Source organism: Caballeronia sp. KNU42, from assembly GCF_053760385.1.
The window spans coordinates 3,313,922-3,334,634 of the sequence record NZ_CM132388.1 but is presented as its reverse complement, the minus strand read 5'-3'; the positions used below and the strand labels follow the sequence as shown (position 1 = coordinate 3,334,634).

Sequence of the window (20,713 nt, the reverse complement as noted above, 5' to 3'; positions counted from 1 at the left end):
TGTTCAAACCGCCGGCGGCAAATAAATCGCCGGCATACCCTCGCACGCGTCTTCGTCTATCCACTTGCGGCGCAGCAGGCAATCCAGGGTGGCCAGACTGGCATCGACTGTCATTGCGCCCTCTTCGATCCATCGCGCGACTTCATCGATGCGCGCGAGTCGATGTTCACCCACTTCGCCATCCTGATTGCGCGGCGCGAAATCGGCGGGCAAGCTCAGGTCGAAAACGTAAATCAGCTCGGCCTGCGTGCCTTCGGGCAGTGATTGCAGCACGTAGAACTCGCGCCCGCGCACGGCCTTGGCGGCAAGCTGCGGCTGCATGCCCGCTTCTTCCCAGCACTCCTTCACGAGCGTTTCCTCAATCGCCATCCCCCAGCCGATACCGCCTGCCACCACGTTATCGAGCATGCCTGGATCGGTCGCTTTTGTTTCGCTGCGCCGGGCGATCCAGAGCTCCGGCGCGCGGCCCGGCGCTTCGACGATACCGTTCAAATGGACAGCGTACGTCATTGTGCCGAAGAACCGCGACGCAGCCCGTTCGATGAACGCAAGCGGCTCGGCGTCGAAGGCATTGCGGATGGCGTAAGTTTCGTTGCGCCAGCCGGGGATGCGGCCGTCGGCCGCCAGCATGCCGATTACTGCGCCGAGCGCGGCGCTGCGTGTGTTGAGATCGGAGAAGGATTCGGCGAGATGAATCGATGTTTGATCGATATGAAACACATCCGGCCAGGCGTGCAGCGCGGGCGCGTCAGTGCGGCGAATCCAGCCGACCCGTTCACGGCCGATGTAAAACGGGAGGTGCGCCGAAGCATCGAAACGACGCGCAGCGACAATGGCAGGCAAGCTCATGATGGGCTCCGGCGACGCAAAGCCGGAAATTGTACAGGGGGTTTCGTTCGCGGCAGGCCGAAGTATTTCCCGCTCAGCTCAGAACGAAGCCTCTCTCAATTCTTCAACGCCACGCGGATCCCCAGCCCGATAAACGTCGCCCCGGCCAGCCGGTCGAGCCACACGCCCACCTTCGGACGGCGCTTCAAATAGGCTCCGATCATCCCGGCGGCAACGCCAAAAATCGAGAACACGGCCACCGTTTGCAACATGAACACGCCGCCGAGTTCGAACATCTGCAACATGACGCTCTGCCCGCCATGCTGATTAACGAACTGCGGCAGGAATACGATAAAAAACAGCGTCACTTTCGGATTCAGCAAATTGCCAATCACGCTTTGCCGAAACACCACCGCCAACGGCTGGCTGGGCCGCTCGTGCGCACTCGACAAACCCTTGCTGCGAATCGCCTTGATCCCAATCCAGACCAGATAAGCCGCGCCAGCCAGCTTGACCGCTTCGAAAGCCACTGGAGAAGACTTGAGCAAGGCTGCTACGCCAAGCGCGGCGAGCGTCGTGTGAAATGAGATACCGGCGGCAAATCCAAGCGCGGCAACCAAGCCGGCCGCACGCCCTTGCGAAATGCCGCGCGCGAGCACCTGGAGGTTGTCAGGACCCGGCGCCATGGTAATGGCAACTGAAGCCGCGAGAAACAGAAGGAAATTAGGCATGTTTCAGAAAATTAGTGGCCGCTGAATTCGCAGACCGTATAGAGAGGCAAACCTGACTCGCGCAAGAGTTTCGACCCGCCGAGCTCCGGCAAATCGATAATCGCCGCTCCCTCGACCACCACCGCGCCAAGCCGTTCGAGCAACATCTTGCCGGCCATCATCGTGCCGCCGGTTGCGATCAGGTCGTCGACCAGCACCACCCGCTCGCCCGGTTTGCACGCATCTTCGTGGATTTCGACGGTCGCGCTGCCATACTCGAGTTCGTACGATTGCGACAACGTCCTGAACGGCAACTTGCCCTTCTTGCGGATCGGCACGAATCCCAGGCCCAGTTCATAAGCGAGAATTGGCCCGATGATAAAACCACGCGCATCGAGCCCCGCGACGGTATCGATTCGTGCATCTATATAGCGCTGCACCAGCATGTCGATCAGCGTGCGCAATGCTCGCCGATCCTGCAAAACCGGCGTGATATCGCGGAACTGCACGCCGGGCTGCGGCCAGTCCGGCACCGTGCGAATCCGTTCACGGATAAACGCGGCAGGATTGGGCGCCAGCGGCGCTGCGAACTCAGCCATGTTTGATGTCTCCTGGAAAACGTCAGGCTACCGCGCCCGCACGGCGATTGCGCGACAACCGTTCTTCCGCCTGCTGCAACGCTTCGGGCAAACCGCGCAGCACCACAATGTCACTCGCCCGCAGCTTGGTGTCCGGGTCCGGCGCCACGCCGCGAATCCCATGCCGGCGAATGGCCGTCACTTCCACGCCGTCGCCCACCAGTCCAAGCTCATCTAGCGTGCGGCCAACTGCGTCGGCGTTTTCATCGACGGGAACCGATTGTAGCCGGACCTGTTCGCGCCGCTCATCGTCGTCTTCATCCGCGCCGTGAAAATATCCGCGCAGCAAGCTGTAACGCTCATCGCGCATTTCTTCCACGCGCCGGACCACGCGCCGCATCGGCACGCCCATGAGCACCAGCGTATGCGACGCCAGCATCAAACTGCCTTCCACGATTTCCGGAATCACTTCCGTCGCGCCCGATGCAATCAGCTTTTCCAGATCGGCGTCATCGACGGTACGCACGATGGTCGGTAACGTCGGCTCCAACTCGTGGATGCTGTGCAGCACGCGCAACGCGGACGGCGTGTTCGCGAAGGTAATCGCGACAGTCGCCGCGCGATGTATGCCGGCTGCAACCAGCGCCTCGCGCCGCCCGGCATCGCCGTACACCACGCTTTCACCCGCCGCGGCCGCTGCTGAAACCCGATCCGGATCCAGGTCGAGCGCGACATACGAAAGACCTTCATGTTCCAGCATCCGCGCCAGATTCTGCCCCGCCCGGCCATAGCCGCAGATGATCACGTGCCCGCTCTGCTTGATGCTTTGCGTCGCGATCCGCGTCATTTGCAGCGACTGCCGCAACCATTCAGTGGACGACAGCCGCAGCACGATCCGGTCGGCGTTCTGGATGATGAACGGCGCGGCCAGCATGGAAAGCAGCATCGACGAAAGGATGGCTTGCAGCAGCACCGGCTCGACGAGATGTTTATCTAGGATCAGGTTCAGCAGCACGAACCCGAACTCACCGGCTTGCGCGAGGTTGAGCCCGGTGCGCATCGCCACGCCTGGCGGCGAACCGAACAGCCGGGCGAGGCCGGTGATCATCACGGCTTTCAGCAGGATCGGCAGGAAGAAAAACGCCGCCACGAGAAACGGATGTTCCCAGATCACGCGCGGATTGAGCAGCATGCCCGTGGTCACGAAAAACAGCCCGAGCAGCACGTCGCGGAACGGCTTGATGTCCTCTTCCACCTGATGCCGGTAAGGCGTTTCCGCGATCAGCATGCCCGCGATAAACGCGCCGAGCGCGAGCGAAAGGCCGAATTTATCGGTAATGAACGCCGCGCCCAGCGTGACCAGCAGCAGGTTCAGCATGAACAGTTCTTGCGAACGCCGGCGCGCGACTATGTTGAACCAGCGCGTCATGAACTTCTGGCCGATGAACAGCAGCACCGTCAACGCGACCACGATCTTGACGGCCGCGAGCATGAGCCAGAACGCCAGCTCCTTCGAATTCCCGTTGCCAAACGCGGCAATGATGATCAGCAGCGGCACCACAGCCAGATCCTGGAACAACAGCACGCCGAAGATGTTCCGGCCATGCTCGGATTCCAGTTCGAGCCGCTCGGCGAGCATTTTCGAAACGATGGCGGTGGACGACATCGACAACGCGCCGCCCAGCGCGATGCTCGCCTCCCACGACATGTCCGTCCAGAAGTTGGCGATCCACCCGAACAACAGCGCCAGCGCGATCGTCCCGGCGACCTGGCTGGCGCCCAGACCAAACACGATCCGGCGCATTGAACGCAACTTCGATAACGAGAACTCAAGCCCGATCGAGAACATCAGGAACACCACACCGAATTCGGCCAGATGCTGCGCGCGATCGCTATCCGGCGCGATGCCGGCAGCGTGCGGTCCCACGATGATCCCAACCGCCAGGTAACCCAACATGGGCGGCAGGTTGAAAAAGCGGAATACGACGACCCCTGCCACTGAACACAGCAGCAATAGCAACGTCATTTCAAGCGGGGAAGTCATCCGTCTAGCGTCCTCGTTTGTCGGCGGATGGCGGCTCGATGAGCACATCCGGATCTTGTGTTTTTTAACGCGCGCGAGCGATGCACGCAACAAAACACACGGCCTTGCGGGGGCGGATGAGCGGCTGGAAGCCGCCCCGGGTCCGGCGCGGCGCAAAGATGCCTTTGTTATACTCCGCGCATGATAGCGAAAATCAATGGCGACCGGGCACTCGCGCTGGCTCGCACCGTGCTCGAAATTGAAGCCGACGCTGTGCGCGGCTTGTCCGCCCATCTCGACGACAACTTCACCGGCGCCGTCGAATTCCTGCTCGGATGCAAGGGCCGCGTGGTGGTATCGGGTATCGGCAAATCCGGGCATATCGCCCGCAAATTCGCAGCTACGCTCGCGAGCACCGGCACGCCCGGCTTCTTCGTTCATCCTGCCGAAGCGAGCCACGGCGACCTCGGCATGGTGACCGCCGACGACGTGTTCATCGCGCTGTCGAACTCGGGCGAAACCGCGGAACTCGTTGCCATTCTGCCCATCATCAAGCGCCTCGGGGCAAAATTGATCGCCATCACCGGGCGGCCGGAATCAAGCCTCGCGAAACTCGCCGACGTGCACCTGAATGCGCACGTCGATAAAGAAGCCTGCCCGATGAATCTCTCGCCTACCGCGAGCACGACCGCCGTGCTTGCGTTGAGCGACGCGCTCGCGGTCGCCGTGCTCGACGCCCGCGGTTTCGGCCCCGAGGACTTCGCCCGCTCGCATCCGGGCGGCGCACTCGGCCGGCGCCTGCTCACTTACGTACGCGACGTGATGCGTGTCGGGTCGGAAGTGCCGGAAGTGCCGCTTGACGCCACCGTCTCCGACGCCCTCTTCCAGATCACCGCCAAGCGCATGGGCATGACGGCTGTGGTCAACGAAAAGCGTCACGTGGAAGGCATCTTCACCGACGGCGACCTGCGCAGGATCCTTCAGCGCGACGGCGATTTCCGCGCGTTGCCGCTGATCGACGTCATGACACGTAATCCGCGCACGATCGGTCCGGACCATCTCGCGGTGGAAGCTGTGGAACTGATGGAGCGTTATCGCATCAATCAGATGCTGGTCGTCGATGAAAACGCGATCCTGATCGGCGCCCTGAACATGCATGACCTCTTTTCCAAGAAGGTAATCTGATGTCGACCTTGTCTTTCACGCCGGATGTTGCTGTGACGGAAAACGCGCACGAGCGCGCGAGCCGCGTGAAGCTGATGATTTTCGACATCGATGGCGTGTTCACCGATGGCAGCCTGTTTTTCAGCGCCGACGGCGACGCCATGAAATCCTTCAATTCGCTCGACGGCCATGGCGTGAAACTGCTGCAATCGGTGGGCGTGCAGACGGCGATCATCACCGGTCGCAACTCCGGCATTGTGGCGGCGCGGGCGCGCGAGCTGGGTGTGACGCACCTGTACCAAGGCGTCGCCGACAAGACCATCGCGCTCGCCGAATTGCTGCAAACCACCGGCATCCCGGCCACCGAATGCGGCTACATGGGCGACGACTGGCCCGATCTCGCCGTGATGCGGCTGTGCGGTTTCTCAGCGGCGCCCGCCAACGCGCATGAAGAAGTGCTGAACCGAGTACATTTCGCCACGTCAAAACGCGGCGGCGAAGGCGCGGTGCGCGAAGTGTGCGACACCATCCTGCGCGCGCAGAATCGCTACGACGGCCTGCTTGCCGCGGCTATCGGAACCTGAATCCCATGCAACGACCCAAGAAACTGACCTCAGCGCTGCCCGTGGTCGTGATGGCCGTGCTCGCGGGCATCACGTACTGGCTCATGCAGGCCACGATGCCCAAGCCCCAGGAACCCGAGCGCCCGAAGGAACACGCGCCCGACTATTTCGCGTCCAATTTTTCGGTCTCGGAACTCGACACCACGGGCACGACGCAATACCGGCTGACCGCGATTTCGATGGTCCATTACGAGGACGATGAAGTCAGCGACCTCACGAAACCTGCGATGCGCATGTTCCAGCCGCTGCGGCCCACGGTGACGGCAACGTCCGAGCGCGGTACGGTGAATGGCGATGTCTCGATCGTCGACTTGTACGAAAACGCCCACATCTTGCGCGTGGCAGGCTACGGCGACCCGCAGATGACGGCGGATTCGACGCACTTTCGCATCCTTGTGAACGACGATGTCATCGAAACGGAAAAGCCGGTTAAACTTCAGCGCGGTCCGTCCGTGATGACGGGCGACGGCATGAACTACAACAACGCGACCCGGGTGATGAAGCTGTTCGGGACGGTGCGCGGCCAGATCGCCGCTTCCGATACCCTCGGCACCTCATCCAAATAACCCCGGCAGTTCCGACGAATTGCGCTTAATCCATTCAAGTGTGACTGCATGAACAAACCGTTTCTCCGACCCGAATCCGGCCGTCTGTGCGCAGCGCGCGCTGCTTTTTTGCGCCGCGCCGCACGTATCGTGCAATTCGGGATCGCGGCAATGAGCGTGGCGTTGCCCCTGGCGGCATTCGCCCCCGCCGCGCACGCCGAACGCGCCGACAACGACAAGCCGCTGAATATTGAAGCGGACAACATGACCTATGACGACCTGAAGCAGGTCAACATCTTCACCGGCCACGTTGTCGCGACCAAAGGCACGATCATCATCAAAGCTGACCGTGTGGACGTAACGCAGGACCCGCAGGGATATCAGTACGCAACCGGTACCTCCACCGGCGGCAACCTGTCGTATTTCCGCCAGAAACGCGATGGGCTCGATGAATATATCGAAGGCAATGCGGTGCGGATCGACTACGACGGCAAGCAGGATCTCACTACGCTAACCACGCGTGCCGTGGTGCGCCGCCTCGTGGGCCTCACCAAAATCCAGGACGAAGTGCACGGCAGCGTGATTACCTACGACGGCCAGAAGGACTTCTATACGGCGAAAGCCGGACCTGACGTCGCCGGCCCGGGCAACCCGACCGGCCGCGTGCGCGCCATGCTCGCCCCGCGTAACGGCGGCGCCGCGCCGCTGACCGGCGCGCCGGCCACCCTCACGCCGTCCACCAAGATGCAAGGAACGCAGCAGCCGTGAATTCGCCCGCCATGCCTCATCGTAAGCCGGCCGGCACGAGCAGTTCGCTCACCGTCCGCAATCTGAAGAAACGCTACGGCTCGCGCACGGTCGTGAAAGACGTCTCGCTCGATGTGAAAAGCGGGGAAGTGGTCGGGCTGCTCGGGCCGAACGGCGCGGGCAAGACGACGTCGTTCTATATGATCGTCGGGCTGGTGCCGCTGGATGCAGGCGAGATCCTGCTCGACGGCACGTCAATCAGCCTGCTGCCCATTCACAAGCGTGCGCGCCTCGGGCTCTCTTATTTGCCGCAGGAAGCGTCCGTGTTCCGCAAGCTCACCGTCGAGCAGAACATTCGTGCGGTGCTTGAACTGCAGACGGACGAAAGCGAAAAGCCGCTCTCCAAGCAGGCCATTACGGACCGCGCGGAAGCGTTGCTGGACGAACTTCAGATCGCGCATCTACGTGAAAACCCGGCGTTGTCACTGTCGGGCGGAGAACGCCGACGGGTGGAAATTGCCCGTGCGCTCGCGACCAATCCGGCGTTTATCCTGCTGGATGAACCCTTCGCCGGTGTCGACCCGATCGCCGTGCTCGAAATCCAGAAGATCGTGAAGTTCCTGAAGCAGCGCAACATTGGCGTGCTGATCACGGACCACAACGTGCGCGAGACGCTCGGCATCTGCGATCATGCTTACATCATCAGCGACGGCAGCGTGCTCGCAGCAGGCGCGCCAAGCGATATCATCGAAAATGAGAGTGTCCGGCGCGTTTATCTCGGCGAACATTTCCGCATGTGAGCGCGGGGGCGTAGCGTCCGTCGCCCCTTGCAACACCGTTGTGAAAGGCGTCCCGCGCCGCCAGCAAATCTTACGTGCCGCCCGCGAGGCGGCACTTGTTTTTGGTCGATCCCCGCGAGGTGTCGCGCCCGTGGCAAACTCTCTACAATGATTAAAACCTTGCCATGAAAGCCAGCCTCCAACTCCGCCTGTCGCAGCATCTTGCGCTGACCCCACAACTGCAGCAGTCCATCCGGCTGCTGCAGTTGTCGACGCTCGAACTGCAGCAGGAGGTCGCGATGGCTGTCGCGCAAAATCCGCTGCTCGAGAACGAGGACGACTGGACGACCAGCCCGCTGCGCGTGGCGGCGGACGGCTCGCTGATCACGTCGGGGGCGTCGGTGAACGCGCCCGATCCCATGATGAGCAACGGCACGTCGTCGAGCAGCAGCAGCACGACCACGACCGACCGCTCCGAAAACGGCGAGCCTCAGGGTGTAGACGAATACAACGGCATGAGTTCGTCGGACAACGGAACGGATTCGAGTTCGTGGAATCTGGAGGATTACGGCCGCTCGAACAGCGGTTCGGACGACGATGACCTGCCGCCGCTGCAGATCCACGAATCCACGACTACGCTGCGCGACCACCTGACCGCGCAACTGCGCATGACGAAGGCGAATCAGCGCGATCGTGCGCTCATTACCTTCCTGATCGAATCGCTCGATGAAGACGGGTACCTCACGTCATCGCTCGAAGAAGTGAAGGCGGATTTGCCGGACGAGCTGGAAGTCGATGTGGACGAACTGAGCGCGGCGCTCGCGCTCCTGCAGAGTTTCGATCCGCCGGGCGTGGGCGGACGTTCTGCGTCCGAATGCCTGAAGCTGCAGTTGCTGCGCCTGGAGCCGTCACCCATCCGCACGCTGGCGCTCGATATTGTGATACACCATCTGGAATTGCTGGCGGCACGCGATTTCACGCGTTTGCGCAAGCAGCTCAAGGCATCCGATGACGCCTTGCGCGACGCCCATTTGCTGATTCGTTCACTGGAACCGTTCCCTGGCGCGGCGTTCGGGAAGAGCGAAGCGGATTACGTGGTACCTGACATCCTGGTGCGCAAGATGTCGAGCGGCTGGACAGCAGAATTGAATCCGGAAATCGTGCCGCGGCTTCGCATCAATCACCTCTATGCGAATATTTTGCGCAACAATCGAGGCGATCCGGGCAGTGGTTCGTTGCGTCAGCAGCTCCAGGAAGCGCGCTGGCTGATCAAGAATATTCAACAAAGATTCGAGACGATTCTTCGCGTTGCACAAGCCATTGTGGAGCGTCAGAAGAACTTTTTTGCGCACGGCGAAATTGCAATGCGGCCCTTGGTTTTGAGGGAGATTGCTGATACGCTGGGTTTACACGAATCCACTGTCTCACGTGTGACAACCGGTAAGTACATGCTGACCCCGTTCGGGACGCTTGAATTTAAGTACTTCTTCGGATCGCACGTTTCAACCGACACGGGTGGCGCGGCATCGTCTACGGCGATCCGGGCACTCATCAAGCAACTGATAGGAGCCGAAGACTCAAAATCTCCTCTTTCAGACAGCCGCATCGCAGAGTTGCTGGCAGAACAGGGATTCGTGGTTGCGCGCCGCACGGTGGCCAAATATCGCGAAGCTCTGAAAATCCCGGCAGTGAATTTGCGAAAGTCTCTGTAGCCCGCTGCATGTTGCGGCGGGCCTTTACCGGCCGCGTCGCGAAAGCGCGAGCGAGCTGGCCGATGCGATTCCCGTTCCGTACCACCGTTCCACAGAATGGACACGTGCGGGCTTGCAGCGACCGGTTTCGGCAGCGTGATAGCGTCCAGGCGGCCATTAGCTTGGAGAGCAACTATGAATCTGCAGATCAGTGGACACCATCTCGAATTGACGCCTGCGTTGCGAGAATATGTGATCACCAAACTGGATAGAGTGCTACGGCACTTCGATCAGGTGATCGATGGCAGTGTGGTCCTCTCGGTCGACAATCATAGGGAAAAGGACAAGCGGCAAAAGGTCGAAATCAACTTGCACCTGAAGGGCAAGGACATTTTCATCGAGAGTTGTGACGTTGATATGTACGCGGCCATCGACCTGATGGTCGACAAGCTGGACCGGCAAGTGCTCCGCCACAAGGACAAGATCCAGGGCCATGCACACGCCACGATGAAATACGGGCACGAACCGCAGGAGAGCGAAGTTCCGGCGCCGTAAGGGTCACCGTCGGGGTCCGTGAACGGTTAGAGGAACGATTCAAAAGGGTTGAACGACGCATCGGCTGGAGGTTTTCGATGCGTCGGATTCTGGAGCAACGTGGACCGGAACCCATCGGACCGATAGTCGGCACGAGTCGCCCGGAGGAGTCGCCTGAAATGGCCGCCTGTAAGCAGGCGGCTTTTTTTGTCACCGCCGGTTTCGAGCGTTTTTTTGCAGCGACAGGGGTCAACTGGCGCGCAGCCGCAAGCGTTGTGATATGAGCAACAAACGAGCAACAAACGAGCAACAAACGCGTTCACTGTATGGCGCGCCGCACCATCGTTTGATTCCGCTGTTCTATAATGGTCTGGTCAGTAGTTTAGTACCGGGTACCGGGGTTGTTAATCGGAGTGAAGCGAGACCTTGGTCTCCCGCGCATTCCTTACCAAAATCGCCGTGAGCGTTTCGTGCAGGTTCTGCAGCCGCCACGATGAGGAGAATTCAGGCCACGCATCTGCCTGCCAACATGAATCGTTTAGCCAAATTTCTTCCCCTCGAAAATGTCGTCCTCGGACTGTCCGTCACCAGCAAGAAACGTGTATTCGAGCAAGCGGGCCTGATCTTCGAGAACCAGAACGGCATTGGCCGCAGTATCGTCACCGACAATCTCTTTGCGCGCGAGCGCCTTGGCTCGACCGGTCTCGGTGAAGGTGTCGCCATTCCCCACGGACGCATCAAGGGCCTGAAGCATCCGCTCGCCGCCTTCGTGCGCCTGGCTGAGCCGATCGCTTTCGAATCGCCGGACGGGCAGCCCGTGTCGCTGCTGATCTTCCTGCTGGTTCCCGAACAGGCCACTCAACAGCACCTCGAAATCCTCTCGGAGATAGCGCAACTGCTGTCCGACCGGGATGCACGCGAACGCCTGAATACTGAAGAAAACCGTGAAGCGCTGTATCAGGTGCTCACGCAGTGGCAGCCCTGAGCTCTCCTGAGCCAGACCTCGTGCTGGACTTGAAGCCGGGGAGTTGAGCCGAACCGGCGCGAAGACCAGGCCGCACGGCCCTCTCGCGCCGGCGGCCCTTCTAGCGCACAATCAGTCCTATTGAGCGGAGCATTGAAGAGACCAACCCCGGCTCTTCAATTGCGTCATGCTCGCGGCCTCTCTCGGAGTTCCGGCCCTCATGGATACGTCCAGCATCAACGCCCAGAGCATTTTTGACGACAACGCAGCCGCGCTGAAACTGAGCTGGCTCACGGGACACGAAGGCTGGGAGCGCGGCTTCTCGACCGAAACCGTTGCCAATGCGACCTCGAGCGCCGATCTCGTCGGGCACTTGAACCTGATTCACCCCAACCGTATCCAGGTACTCGGCGACGCCGAAATCACCTACTACCAGCGTCAGTCCGACGAAGACCGCTCGCGCAACATGGCCGAACTGATCGCGCTCGAACCGCCCTTCCTGGTGGTTGCAGGCGAAGTCGGCGCGCCGCCTGAACTGGTTTTGCGCTGCACCCGCTCCTCCACGCCGCTTTTCACAACCCGCATGTCCGCGGCGGCTGTGATCGACAGCCTGCGGCTCTACATGTCGCGGATTCTTGCTCCGCGCGCCACGCTGCACGGCGTGTTCCTCGACATCCTCGGCATGGGCGTGCTGCTGACCGGCGACTCCGGTCTGGGCAAAAGCGAACTCGGACTCGAGTTGATCAGCCGCGGTCACGGTCTTGTCGCTGACGACGCCGTAGACTTCGTGCGCCTCGGTCCGGATTTTGTCGAAGGCCGATGCCCGCCGCTGCTGCAGAACCTGCTTGAAGTCCGCGGCCTTGGCCTGCTTGATATCAAAACCATCTTTGGGGAAACCGCTGTTCGGCGGAAAATGAAGCTCAAGCTGATCGTTCAGCTTGTGCGTCGTCCAGACGGTGAATTTCAGCGGCTGCCGCTCGAAAGCCAGGCGGTCGACGTGCTCGGCCTGCCGATCAGCAAGGTCACTATCCAGGTGGCTGCCGGCCGAAACCTGGCGGTGCTGGTCGAAGCTGCGGTGCGTAACACGATCCTGCAGTTGCGGGGTATCGACACCTTGCGCGACTTCATGGATCGTCAACGCCTGGCGATGCAGGACCCCGAGAGCCAGTTCCCCGGCAAGCTGATCTGACGAGCCAGGCTGGCAAGACCGGCGGCTCGAGCACTCAGCCGCCGCCCGGACCCGAATTTTTGCGTGCTTTTACATCGAGCGAACGAGTCCTTATTCATGCGCATCATTCTGATTACGGGTATTTCCGGCTCCGGCAAATCGGTTGCCCTGAACGCGCTCGAAGACGCCGGCTACTATTGCGTCGACAACCTGCCGCCGCGCTTCCTGCCCGAACTCGCCAAGTATCTTGACAGTCAGGGGCAGCCGCGCCTGGCTGTCGCTATCGATGCACGCTCGAGCCGCTCGCTCGACGAAGTGCCCGCCATCATCAAAGACCTGTCGCAAGCGTTCGACCTGCGCGTGCTGTTTCTCAACGCCAGTACGCAGTCGCTGATCCAGCGCTTTTCCGAGACCCGCCGCCGGCATCCGTTGTCGGGTTCGCCGGGTCACGACGCCGATGTCGGGCTGCTCACCTCGCTGGGCGAAGCTATCGAACGTGAACGTGAACTCGTCTCGGGGCTCGCCGAATTCGGCCATCAGATCGACACCAGCAATCTGCGGGCGAACGTTTTGCGCGCGTGGGTGAAGAGTTTTATCGAGCAGGAGACGGCCGGGCTGACGCTGATGTTCGAATCGTTCGGATTCAAGCGCGGCGTGCCGCTCGACGCTGATTTCGTCTTCGATGTCCGCACGCTCCCGAATCCCTACTACGACCACGAACTGCGGCCGCTGACCGGGCTGGACAAGCCGGTTATCGACTTTTTGTCTGCCCAGCCGATGGTCCACCAGATGATCGATGACGTAGGCACGTTCATCGCCAAATGGCTGCCGCAATTTCGTGACGACAACCGTAGCTACCTGACGGTCGCGATCGGTTGCACGGGTGGCCAGCATCGTTCGGTATTCATCGCCCAGGCGCTCGCCGCGCGCTTCGGTGACAAGGCCAATGTGATTGTGCGGCATCGCGACGCACCCATCGCTCTGGATGGACACGTCGCGTCCTTGCAAACCTGATCGCCTTCGGGCGGCCTTTTAAAAGAAGCGCGCGATGTCCACCAATCCCCTGCTCGCCGACCTGCCGCTGTTTCCGCTGCACACCGTGTTGTTTCCGGGCGGCCATCTCCCCCTGAAAATCTTCGAAGCCCGCTATCTGGACATGGCGCGTGCGTGTTTGCGCGAAGGCACGCCGTTCGGCGTGTGCCTGTTGAAAAGCGGTAGTGAGATCGCGTCGCCGGGGGACCCGTCGGTGCCCGAGAGCATTGGCTGCCTGGCCGAGATCACGCAATGCGACGTCGACACGTTCGGCATGCTGCTGGTCCAGGCGCGCGGCACGACACGCTTTCGGCTGTTGTCGCATCGCGTGGAACCGAGCAACCTGCTCGTCGGCGTAGCGGAGACCATTGGCGACGACACGCCCATGGACGACGCCCAAGCGTTGATGAAATTTGGTGCGTGCGCGGAGGTGCTGGAGCGGATCATCGATGCAATCAAGGCGCGCGAGCCAAAGGACTTGCCGTTCACCGAACCCTTCCTTCTCGACGATCCGACGTGGGTTTCCAACCGGTTATCGGAAATTCTGCCGATCCCCATGCGCGCCCGGCAAAAACTGATGGAGCTTGAGGACGCTGCCGCGCGAATCGATGTCGTGCATCACTATATGCAGCAGCATCAACTGCTTTGAATCCGCTCGGCAGCCCGCGATATCAGATCAGCGAACCCTGCAGTGCATTGAGGAGTTTGCGGACTGGAGCCGGCACCCCGAACGCATCGATATTCGCAAGCGGCGCCCACACGGTCCGGTTATCGGCAGCGTCGGGCACGCCGGTCGCCTGACCAAGACGCGGCTCGATATCCAGCTTGAAATGCGTGAACGTGTGCGTGAAGGGAGTTAGCCGCTGAAGCTCGGCCGACCCGCCGAAGCTATGTGAGACGGCCGCGAGCGCGTCTTCATCGGCTGCTTCCGGCAGGCTCCATAGTCCGCCCCAGATGCCCGTCGGCGGGCGCTTTTCCAGCAAGACGCTATCGCCGTCCTGCAGCACCAGCATCCAGGTCTTGCGTGTCGGCACGGTCTTTTTCGGACGCGACGCGGGCAATTCCTTTTGCCGTCCGGTCACGTTCGCCACGCAGTCGGCAGCAAACGGACAGCGCGCGCAATCCGGCTTGCCACGCACGCACAACGTGGCGCCCAGATCCATCAAACCCTGCGTGTACGCGGTGACTTCGTCCTTGTGCGCGGCGTCCGGAAGCAGCGATTCGGCGAGCGTCCACATCGTGTTTTCCACGCGCTTTTCGCCCGGAAATCCATCGATACCAAACACCCGCGCGAGCACCCGCTTCACGTTGCCATCGAGAATGGTCGCGCGCGCGCCGAACGCAAACGACGCGATGGCCGCCGCCGTCGACCGCCCGATACCCGGCAGTTCAGCCAACTCATCTACGCTGCGGGGAAACTCGCAGCCGTGCTCTGTCGACACCACAAATGCGCATCGATGCAGATTCCGCGCGCGCGAGTAGTAGCCGAGTCCGGCCCAGAGCGCCATGACGTCGTCGAGCGGGGCGAAAGCGAGCGCGTTTACAGTGGGGAAACGGTCGAGAAAACGCGCGTAGTACGGAATCACCGTCGATACCTGCGTCTGCTGCAACATGATTTCGGACAACCAGATCCGGTAGGCATCGCGCGTGTTTTGCCACGGTAGGTCGTGACGGCCGTGAACGCGTTGCCACGCGATCAGGCGCGTGGAGAAGTCGGTGAGCTGGAGCATGTCGGCTAGCGCTGGCAGCGCGGGCAAAAGTACGTGGATCGCTGGCCTTGCACGATTTGTTTGATGGCCGTTCCGCAGACGTGGCACGGCAAACCCGCGCGATCATAGACGAAATAATCGAGCTGGAAATAGCCTGACTCGCCGTTGCTGCCCACGAAATCGCGCAACGTGCTGCCGCCCTTTTCGATCGCCGCGGCAAGCGTGGTGCGCACGGCGTCGGCGAGGAGATCGTAGCGCACGAGCGAGACGCGCCCGGCGGCGACGGTCGGCCGGATACCCGCGCGAAACAGGCTCTCGGACGCATAAATATTGCCCACACCGACGACCATCGTGCCCGCGAGCAAGGCCTGCTTGACGGACACTTTGCGCCCGCGCGTCTGCCGGTACATCAGCGCGCCGGAAAACTCAGCGGTGAACGGCTCCACGCCCAGGCCTGCCAGCAGCGGATGGTCGAGGACATCGCCGTCTGCACGCGCATGCCAGAGCACCGCGCCGAAGCGTCGCGGGTCGCGAAAGCGCAGAATAAAGTCATCGAAGATCAGGTCTATATGATCATGCTTCGCCGCATCCGGCGGTCGTGGCACGTTACGCAGTACCCGTAACGTCCCCGTCATGCCGAGATGCACGATCAGCCAGCCTTCGGAGGTTTCGAACAAAAGGTACTTGCCGCGCCGCTCGACCTTCTCGATTTTCAGCGCCTTCATCGTCTTCGCGAGATGCTGCGGAATCGGCCAGCGCAGCGCCGGTGTACGGACATCGACACGCTCTACCCGGCGTCCGGCGACGAACGGTTCGATCCCGCGGCGGGTTACTTCGACTTCCGGCAACTCTGGCATGTTTTACTGGTCTGCAACTTGCTGTGGGATGTGCGCGTATTGTAGCGAGCGCGTTACAATCGACTGAAACATTGATCGGATTTCCATGAACTTGTCCTTCGTAAAGTTGTTTTCGAAGCAGCGTGCAGCGACCGCGCAAACGAGCGCCGCACGCGGTAAGCCGGTCTACCCGAGCAAGCTCGCGGCCGCAGTGGCGTTCGCGGTGGCCGCGTTTGCGCTTGCGCCCGCCTACGCGCAGACTCCCGCGCAACTTCCCACGCCTGACGACGACCAATCCGCCATCAGTGCTGCAGACCTGATCACCGCGCCGCCCACGGGCAAGGAAGTGCAGGACTTACCGAATGTGGCCGCGTCTAGCCAGATCGTGTTCCAGGTGCTCGCGGCGGAAGTCGCGTTGCAACGCAATCAGGCGGCGCCGGCTTATCAGACTTATCTCGCGCTCGCGCGCGACACGCACGATCCACGCTTCGCGCAGCGCGCGACAGAGATTGCAATCGCCGCACAAAGCCCCAACGACGCGCTGACGGCAGTCCAGCTCTGGCAGCAGTTTTCACCGAATTCGGAACGCGCGGCGCAGTTGAGCGCGTCGCTGCTGATCCTTTCCGGCAAGCCCGACGACGCCAAGCCGATCCTCACGACCGAGCTCGCGAAAGTCCCTGCGAACCAGCGTGGCGACGCCATCCTTTCACTGCAGATCCTGCTGTCGCGCGGACCGAATCGCGTAGGCGGATTGAATGTGCTGAAGGATCTGGTCAGGAACGATCTCGACCGGCCGGAAACGCAACTGGCGCTCGCCCGGCAGGAAATTGCCGCCGACGACCAGCCGGGCGCGAAGGCATCGCTTGAACAAGCGCTGAAACTGAAGCCCGACTACTTGCCTGCCGCGTTGACGCTTGCGCGCATGGGGCCGAACGAACGCAACGAAGGTATTGCTTCGTTCGAGAAGTACCTCGAGAAGGATCCGAAGTCGCATGACGCGCGGCTTGCGCTGGCGCAACTGTATCTGTCGGCGGATCGTCTCGACGACGCCCAGAAGCAGTTCGAAATCATGCGCAAGAACGATTCGAAGGATCTGACGCCGCTGATGGCGCTTGCGCTGATCAACATTCAGAAGAAACAGCCGGACAAGGCGCAGGATTACCTGAAGCAATACGCGGCGGCGGCTGAAAGCACGCCGAACGCCGATCCGGGACAGGCTTACATCTATCTGGCGCAGTTATCGCTGGAGAAGAAAGACGATGTAGCCGCGAACCAGTGGCTCGACAAGATTCCGCGTGCCAGCCAGCAGTACCTGCCGGCGCAAGTCACACGGGCGCAGATCCTCGCCTCGCACGGCAAGGTCGATGAAGCGCGGCAATTGCTGGGCAGCCTGCAGACGTCGGACCCACGCGACCTGGCGTTGCTTGCGCGTACCGACGCCGCGATGCTGTTCCAGGCGCAGCGGTATCCGGAGGCGGAAGCGGCGTTGGCGAAGGCGTCGGCGGCATTCCCTGATGATCCCGACATTTCCTACGACTACGCCATGGCGGCCGAGAAGAACGGTCACTACGACACCATGGAAACGCAGTTGCGCAAGCTGATGGCGCAGCAGCCGGACAACGCCCAGGCGTATAACGCGCTCGGCTATTCGCTCGTCGATCGCAACCAGCGTCTGGACGAGGCGGAAAAATTGATCGAGAAGGCTGTGTCGCTTGCGCCGAACGACGCGTTCATCATGGACAGCCTCGGCTGGGCGAAATATCGGATGGGTAATCAGGCGGAAGCTGCCAATATCCTGAAGAAAGCCTATGACCTGCAGCCGAACGCCGAAATTGGCGCACATCTCGGCGAAGTGCAGTGGAAGTCAGGGCAGCAGGATCAGGCGCGCAACACATGGCGTCAGGCGCAGAAGCTCGAACCCGGCAACGACACATTGTTGAAAACGCTCAAACGATTCCAGGTAAACGACCTTTGAACTTGATTGCAACGAATTTTCTGGGCGGTCAGCGTGTGCGTCGCGGCGCGCTCGCGCTGATGGCAGCGGGTGCGGTGGTGCTGTCGGGGTGCGCGATCAAACCGCGCGTGCCGACTACATCGAATGCAGCGACCGAGATCACCGCGCAGACCAGCCGCGCATATCACGGCCGTTTTTCGGTTCAGTACGACGACCAGAACGGTCAGCAGCGCAACGCGTACGGCAACTTCGACTGGCAGGAAACCGGCGACACCGTCACGCTGCAATTGCGTAATCCGCTTGGGCAAACGCTGGCTATCGTGACATCGTCGCCGTCTTCGGCCACGCTTGAACTGCCGAATCGCCAGCCGCAGACCGCCGATAACGTCTCCGAACTGATGCGCACCACCCTTGGTTTCGCGCTGCCGGTGGAAGGCTTGCGGTACTGGCTCCAGCCATCGCCTGCGCCAAGCTCGCGAGCGCGTACGACCATGGATTCGTCGTCGGAGAACGGCCGCCTGAAGGAAATCAAGCAGGACGGCTGGACCATCGACTATCTGGCCTATGCCGACGCCCCTGCGACCGGCGTAAAGCGCCTGAATCTGTCGCGCGACGAACCGCCGCTCGATATCAAACTCGTCCTCGACCAGTAACGCCTTAGTTCAATCGCATGCCGTCATCTTTATCGAGTTCATCGTCGGGCTCAGCGCGTCCGCTGGCCGGCGCTTCGCTGCGCGATTGTCTCGCGCCGGCCAAGCTCAACCTGTTCCTGCACATCACGGGGCGCCGCCCGGACGGCTATCACGCGTTGCAGACGGTGTTCCAGTTGCTCGACTGGGGTGACCGGCTGCACTTCACCCGTCGCGACGACGGCGTGATCGCGCGCAAATCCGATGTTCCGGGTGTGCCTGAAGCGGATGACCTGGTCGTACGTGCTGCTCGTTTGCTGCAGTCGACAACGGCCAGCCCCCTTGGCGTAAACATAGAAATTGATAAAATACTGCCCATGGGCGCGGGTCTCGGCGGCGGCAGTTCTGACGCCGCGACCACGCTGCTGGCCCTGAATCGCTTGTGGGGCCTGGATTTGTCTCGGGAAGCGTTGCAGGACCTGGGGTTGAAACTCGGCGCCGATGTGCCGTTTTTTATCTTCGGGCAGAATGCTTTCGCGGAAGGTGTCGGTGAAGCGCTGCAAGCCGTCGATCTGCCGAAACGCTTCTTCTTGGTGGTGAGTCCTGCGGTGCATGTTCCAACCGCTGCGATTTTTTCAGAGAAAGGGTTGACGAGGGACTCAAAAGTCCTCACAATTACGGACTTCCTTGCACAACATAGTTCTGACGCAGATTGGCCTGACAGCTTCGGCCGAAATGATATGCAGGCAGTTGTGGTTGAGAAGTACGCGGAAGTAGCAACGGTGATCGAGTGGTTTTCGAATCTTTCACCTGCGCGAATGACCGGATCCGGAGCGAGCGTGTTTGCCGCTTTTCGTAGCAAGGCCGAAGCTGAGATGGCGCAAGCCAAACTCCCGGCAAGCTGGAAGAGCACAGTGACCGAAAGTCTGGATTCGCATCCTCTCTTTGCTTTCGCGTCGTAAAGTTTTGTTTTGACGGGTTTGTCCTACACTGCCCGGCAAGACTCAAAGTTAGTGTAGGGGAGTCGCCAAGTTGGTTAAGGCACTGGATTTTGATTCCAGCATGCGAAGGTTCGAATCCTTCTTCCCCTGCCATAATTTCTCGCGTTTTCCCTCTCGCCCCAGCCAAGACACAGGTGCACGATGAGCAGTGACGGCCTGATGGTATTCACTGGCAACGCGAATCCCGCGCTTGCACAGGAAGTCGTCAAAATCCTTGGAATCCCGCTTGGCAAGGCAATGGTCAGCCGTTTCTCCGACGGCGAAATCATGGTCGAGATCCAGGAAAACGTGCGCGGCAAGGACGTGTTCGTGCTGCAGTCCACCTGCGCGCCGACCAATGACACGCTGATGGAACTCATGATCATGGTCGATGCGCTCAAGCGCGCATCCGCTGGCCGGATCACCGCAGCCATCCCGTACTTCGGTTATGCCCGCCAGGATCGCCGGCCACGTTCGGCTCGCGTCGCCATCTCGGCGAAGGTCGTGGCGAACATGCTGGAAATTGCCGGTGTGGATCGTGTCATCACCATGGACCTCCACGCCGACCAGATTCAAGGTTTCTTCGACATCCCGGTCGACAACATCTACGCCACCCCCGTGCTGCTCGGCGATCTGCGCAAGCAGAACTACGAGAACCTGCTGGTGGTGTCGCCTGATGTGGGCGGTGTCATCCGCGCCCGGGCACTGGCCAAGCAACTGAACACCGATCTGGCGATCATCGACAAGCGTCGCCCGAAGGCGAACGTCGCTGAAGTGATGAACATCATTGGTGAAGTGGAAGGCCGCACGTGCGTGATCATGGACGACATGGTCGACACCGCCGGCACGCTCTGCAAAGCAGCACAGGTTTTGAAGGAACGCGGCGCGACGAAAGTATTCGCGTATGCCACGCACCCGGTTTTGTCCGGTGGCGCAGCAGAGCGGATCACGGCTTCGGAACTCGACGAACTGGTCGTGACCGACACCATCCCCCTCTCCGACGAAGCCCGGGCGTGCCCGAAGGTGCGTATTCTGTCGAGCGCGGGATTGCTGGCCGAAACGTTCTCGCGTATCCGTCGCGGCGACTCGGTGATGTCGCTGTTCGCGGAAGGTTAAACAGTATTGGCGGTTTGGCGGGGCGTTAAAGCTCTGCGGAACTGCGTAATCGGTTCAGGCGAACGAAGGCCTGGACCGCTGCTCTGGGGCTGAACGCGAACAC

General features: G+C 61.1%; 21 protein-coding genes and 1 tRNA gene. 16 read left to right on the top strand and 6 right to left on the bottom strand.

What is annotated here, in order from left to right; all coding sequences use genetic code 11:
• Positions 1 to 3: 3 nt before the first annotated feature.
• From ACSOSP_RS15100 to ACSOSP_RS15085, 4 genes are all read right to left on the bottom strand, one after another.
• Positions 4 to 849 (bottom strand): DUF4743 domain-containing protein, encoded by an 846-nt coding sequence (locus ACSOSP_RS15100; protein ID WP_455307888.1) that lies wholly within the window; start codon positions 847 to 849, stop codon positions 4 to 6.
• Positions 850 to 944: 95 nt separating this feature from the next.
• On the bottom strand, positions 945 to 1,559 hold the full coding sequence (locus ACSOSP_RS15095) for a LysE family translocator (protein WP_455307886.1): 615 nt from the start codon (positions 1,557 to 1,559) through the stop codon (positions 945 to 947).
• Positions 1,560 to 1,570: 11 nt separating this feature from the next.
• Positions 1,571 to 2,137 (bottom strand): adenine phosphoribosyltransferase, encoded by a 567-nt coding sequence (locus ACSOSP_RS15090; protein ID WP_455307884.1) that lies wholly within the window; start codon positions 2,135 to 2,137, stop codon positions 1,571 to 1,573.
• A 22-nt stretch (positions 2,138 to 2,159) separates the two neighbouring features.
• Positions 2,160 to 4,160: a cation:proton antiporter domain-containing protein gene (locus tag ACSOSP_RS15085; protein ID WP_455307882.1), complete on the bottom strand. Its 2,001-nt coding sequence runs from the start codon at positions 4,158 to 4,160 to the stop codon at positions 2,160 to 2,162.
• A gap of 180 nt (positions 4,161 to 4,340) precedes the next feature.
• Between ACSOSP_RS15085 and kdsD the strand changes: the two genes are divergently transcribed.
• The 11 genes from kdsD (at position 4,341) to ACSOSP_RS15030 (ending at position 14,035) form a co-directional block, all read left to right on the top strand.
• Positions 4,341 to 5,324 (top strand): arabinose 5-phosphate isomerase KdsD, encoded by a 984-nt coding sequence (kdsD, locus tag ACSOSP_RS15080; RefSeq protein WP_455307880.1) that lies wholly within the window; start codon positions 4,341 to 4,343, stop codon positions 5,322 to 5,324.
• Entirely contained in the window at positions 5,324 to 5,887 is a 564-nt protein-coding gene (locus ACSOSP_RS15075; RefSeq protein WP_455307878.1) for a KdsC family phosphatase, read from the top strand. Before kdsD ends, ACSOSP_RS15075 begins: the two co-directional genes overlap by 1 nt.
• Positions 5,888 to 5,892: 5 nt before the next feature.
• Positions 5,893 to 6,492 carry an LPS export ABC transporter periplasmic protein LptC gene (gene lptC / locus ACSOSP_RS15070; protein ID WP_455307876.1) on the top strand — a complete coding sequence of 200 codons (600 nt, stop codon included), beginning with the start codon at positions 5,893 to 5,895 and terminating at the stop codon, positions 6,490 to 6,492.
• A gap of 48 nt (positions 6,493 to 6,540) precedes the next feature.
• The gene (lptA, locus tag ACSOSP_RS15065) at positions 6,541 to 7,239 is read left to right on the top strand and encodes a lipopolysaccharide transport periplasmic protein LptA (protein ID WP_455307874.1); all 699 of its coding nucleotides are present in this window, start codon (positions 6,541 to 6,543) and stop codon (positions 7,237 to 7,239) included.
• An 11-nt stretch (positions 7,240 to 7,250) separates the two neighbouring features.
• Positions 7,251 to 8,018 carry an LPS export ABC transporter ATP-binding protein gene (gene lptB / locus ACSOSP_RS15060; RefSeq protein ID WP_031357596.1) on the top strand — a complete coding sequence of 256 codons (768 nt, stop codon included), beginning with the start codon at positions 7,251 to 7,253 and terminating at the stop codon, positions 8,016 to 8,018.
• 164 nt (positions 8,019 to 8,182) lie between these two features.
• The gene (locus ACSOSP_RS15055; protein WP_455307873.1) at positions 8,183 to 9,709 is read left to right on the top strand and encodes an RNA polymerase factor sigma-54; all 1,527 of its coding nucleotides are present in this window, start codon (positions 8,183 to 8,185) and stop codon (positions 9,707 to 9,709) included.
• Between the two features lie 174 nt (positions 9,710 to 9,883).
• A complete protein-coding gene (gene hpf / locus ACSOSP_RS15050; protein ID WP_031357598.1) occupies positions 9,884 to 10,243 on the top strand; it encodes a ribosome hibernation-promoting factor, HPF/YfiA family in 360 nt (119 codons plus the stop codon).
• A gap of 472 nt (positions 10,244 to 10,715) precedes the next feature.
• Positions 10,716 to 11,207: a PTS IIA-like nitrogen regulatory protein PtsN gene (ptsN, locus tag ACSOSP_RS15045; protein WP_165086018.1), complete on the top strand. Its 492-nt coding sequence runs from the start codon at positions 10,716 to 10,718 to the stop codon at positions 11,205 to 11,207.
• A 199-nt stretch (positions 11,208 to 11,406) separates the two neighbouring features.
• Entirely contained in the window at positions 11,407 to 12,375 is a 969-nt protein-coding gene (hprK, locus tag ACSOSP_RS15040; RefSeq protein WP_031357600.1) for an HPr(Ser) kinase/phosphatase, read from the top strand.
• Between the two features lie 96 nt (positions 12,376 to 12,471).
• A complete protein-coding gene (rapZ, locus tag ACSOSP_RS15035; RefSeq protein WP_455307870.1) occupies positions 12,472 to 13,368 on the top strand; it encodes an RNase adapter RapZ in 897 nt (298 codons plus the stop codon).
• Positions 13,369 to 13,402: 34 nt separating this feature from the next.
• Complete coding sequence (locus tag ACSOSP_RS15030; protein ID WP_455307868.1) at positions 13,403 to 14,035, top strand: LON peptidase substrate-binding domain-containing protein; 633 nt, start codon at positions 13,403 to 13,405, stop codon at positions 14,033 to 14,035.
• 22 nt (positions 14,036 to 14,057) lie between these two features.
• On the opposite strand, the gene mutY is transcribed toward ACSOSP_RS15030, so the two are convergent.
• A complete protein-coding gene (gene mutY, locus ACSOSP_RS15025) occupies positions 14,058 to 15,116 on the bottom strand; it encodes an A/G-specific adenine glycosylase (protein WP_455307866.1) in 1,059 nt (352 codons plus the stop codon).
• Between the two features lie 5 nt (positions 15,117 to 15,121).
• Positions 15,122 to 15,952, bottom strand: coding sequence for a bifunctional DNA-formamidopyrimidine glycosylase/DNA-(apurinic or apyrimidinic site) lyase (gene mutM / locus ACSOSP_RS15020; protein WP_455307864.1), 831 nt, complete (start codon positions 15,950 to 15,952; stop codon positions 15,122 to 15,124).
• A gap of 85 nt (positions 15,953 to 16,037) precedes the next feature.
• Between mutM and ACSOSP_RS15015 the strand changes: the two genes are divergently transcribed.
• The 5 genes from ACSOSP_RS15015 to ACSOSP_RS14995 all read left to right on the top strand — a co-directional run bounded on the left by ACSOSP_RS15015 (position 16,038) and on the right by ACSOSP_RS14995 (position 20,610).
• A complete protein-coding gene (locus tag ACSOSP_RS15015; RefSeq protein WP_455307862.1) occupies positions 16,038 to 17,906 on the top strand; it encodes a tetratricopeptide repeat protein in 1,869 nt (622 codons plus the stop codon).
• A 59-nt stretch (positions 17,907 to 17,965) separates the two neighbouring features.
• On the top strand, positions 17,966 to 18,538 hold the full coding sequence (lolB, locus tag ACSOSP_RS15010; protein ID WP_455310979.1) for a lipoprotein insertase outer membrane protein LolB: 573 nt from the start codon (positions 17,966 to 17,968) through the stop codon (positions 18,536 to 18,538).
• 17 nt (positions 18,539 to 18,555) lie between these two features.
• Positions 18,556 to 19,476, top strand: coding sequence for a 4-(cytidine 5'-diphospho)-2-C-methyl-D-erythritol kinase (ispE, locus tag ACSOSP_RS15005; RefSeq protein ID WP_455307860.1), 921 nt, complete (start codon positions 18,556 to 18,558; stop codon positions 19,474 to 19,476).
• A gap of 55 nt (positions 19,477 to 19,531) precedes the next feature.
• A tRNA-Gln gene (locus tag ACSOSP_RS15000) sits at positions 19,532 to 19,608 on the top strand.
• Positions 19,609 to 19,656: 48 nt separating this feature from the next.
• Positions 19,657 to 20,610, top strand: coding sequence for a ribose-phosphate pyrophosphokinase (locus tag ACSOSP_RS14995; RefSeq protein WP_455307859.1), 954 nt, complete (start codon positions 19,657 to 19,659; stop codon positions 20,608 to 20,610).
• Positions 20,611 to 20,713: the final 103 nt, after the last annotated feature.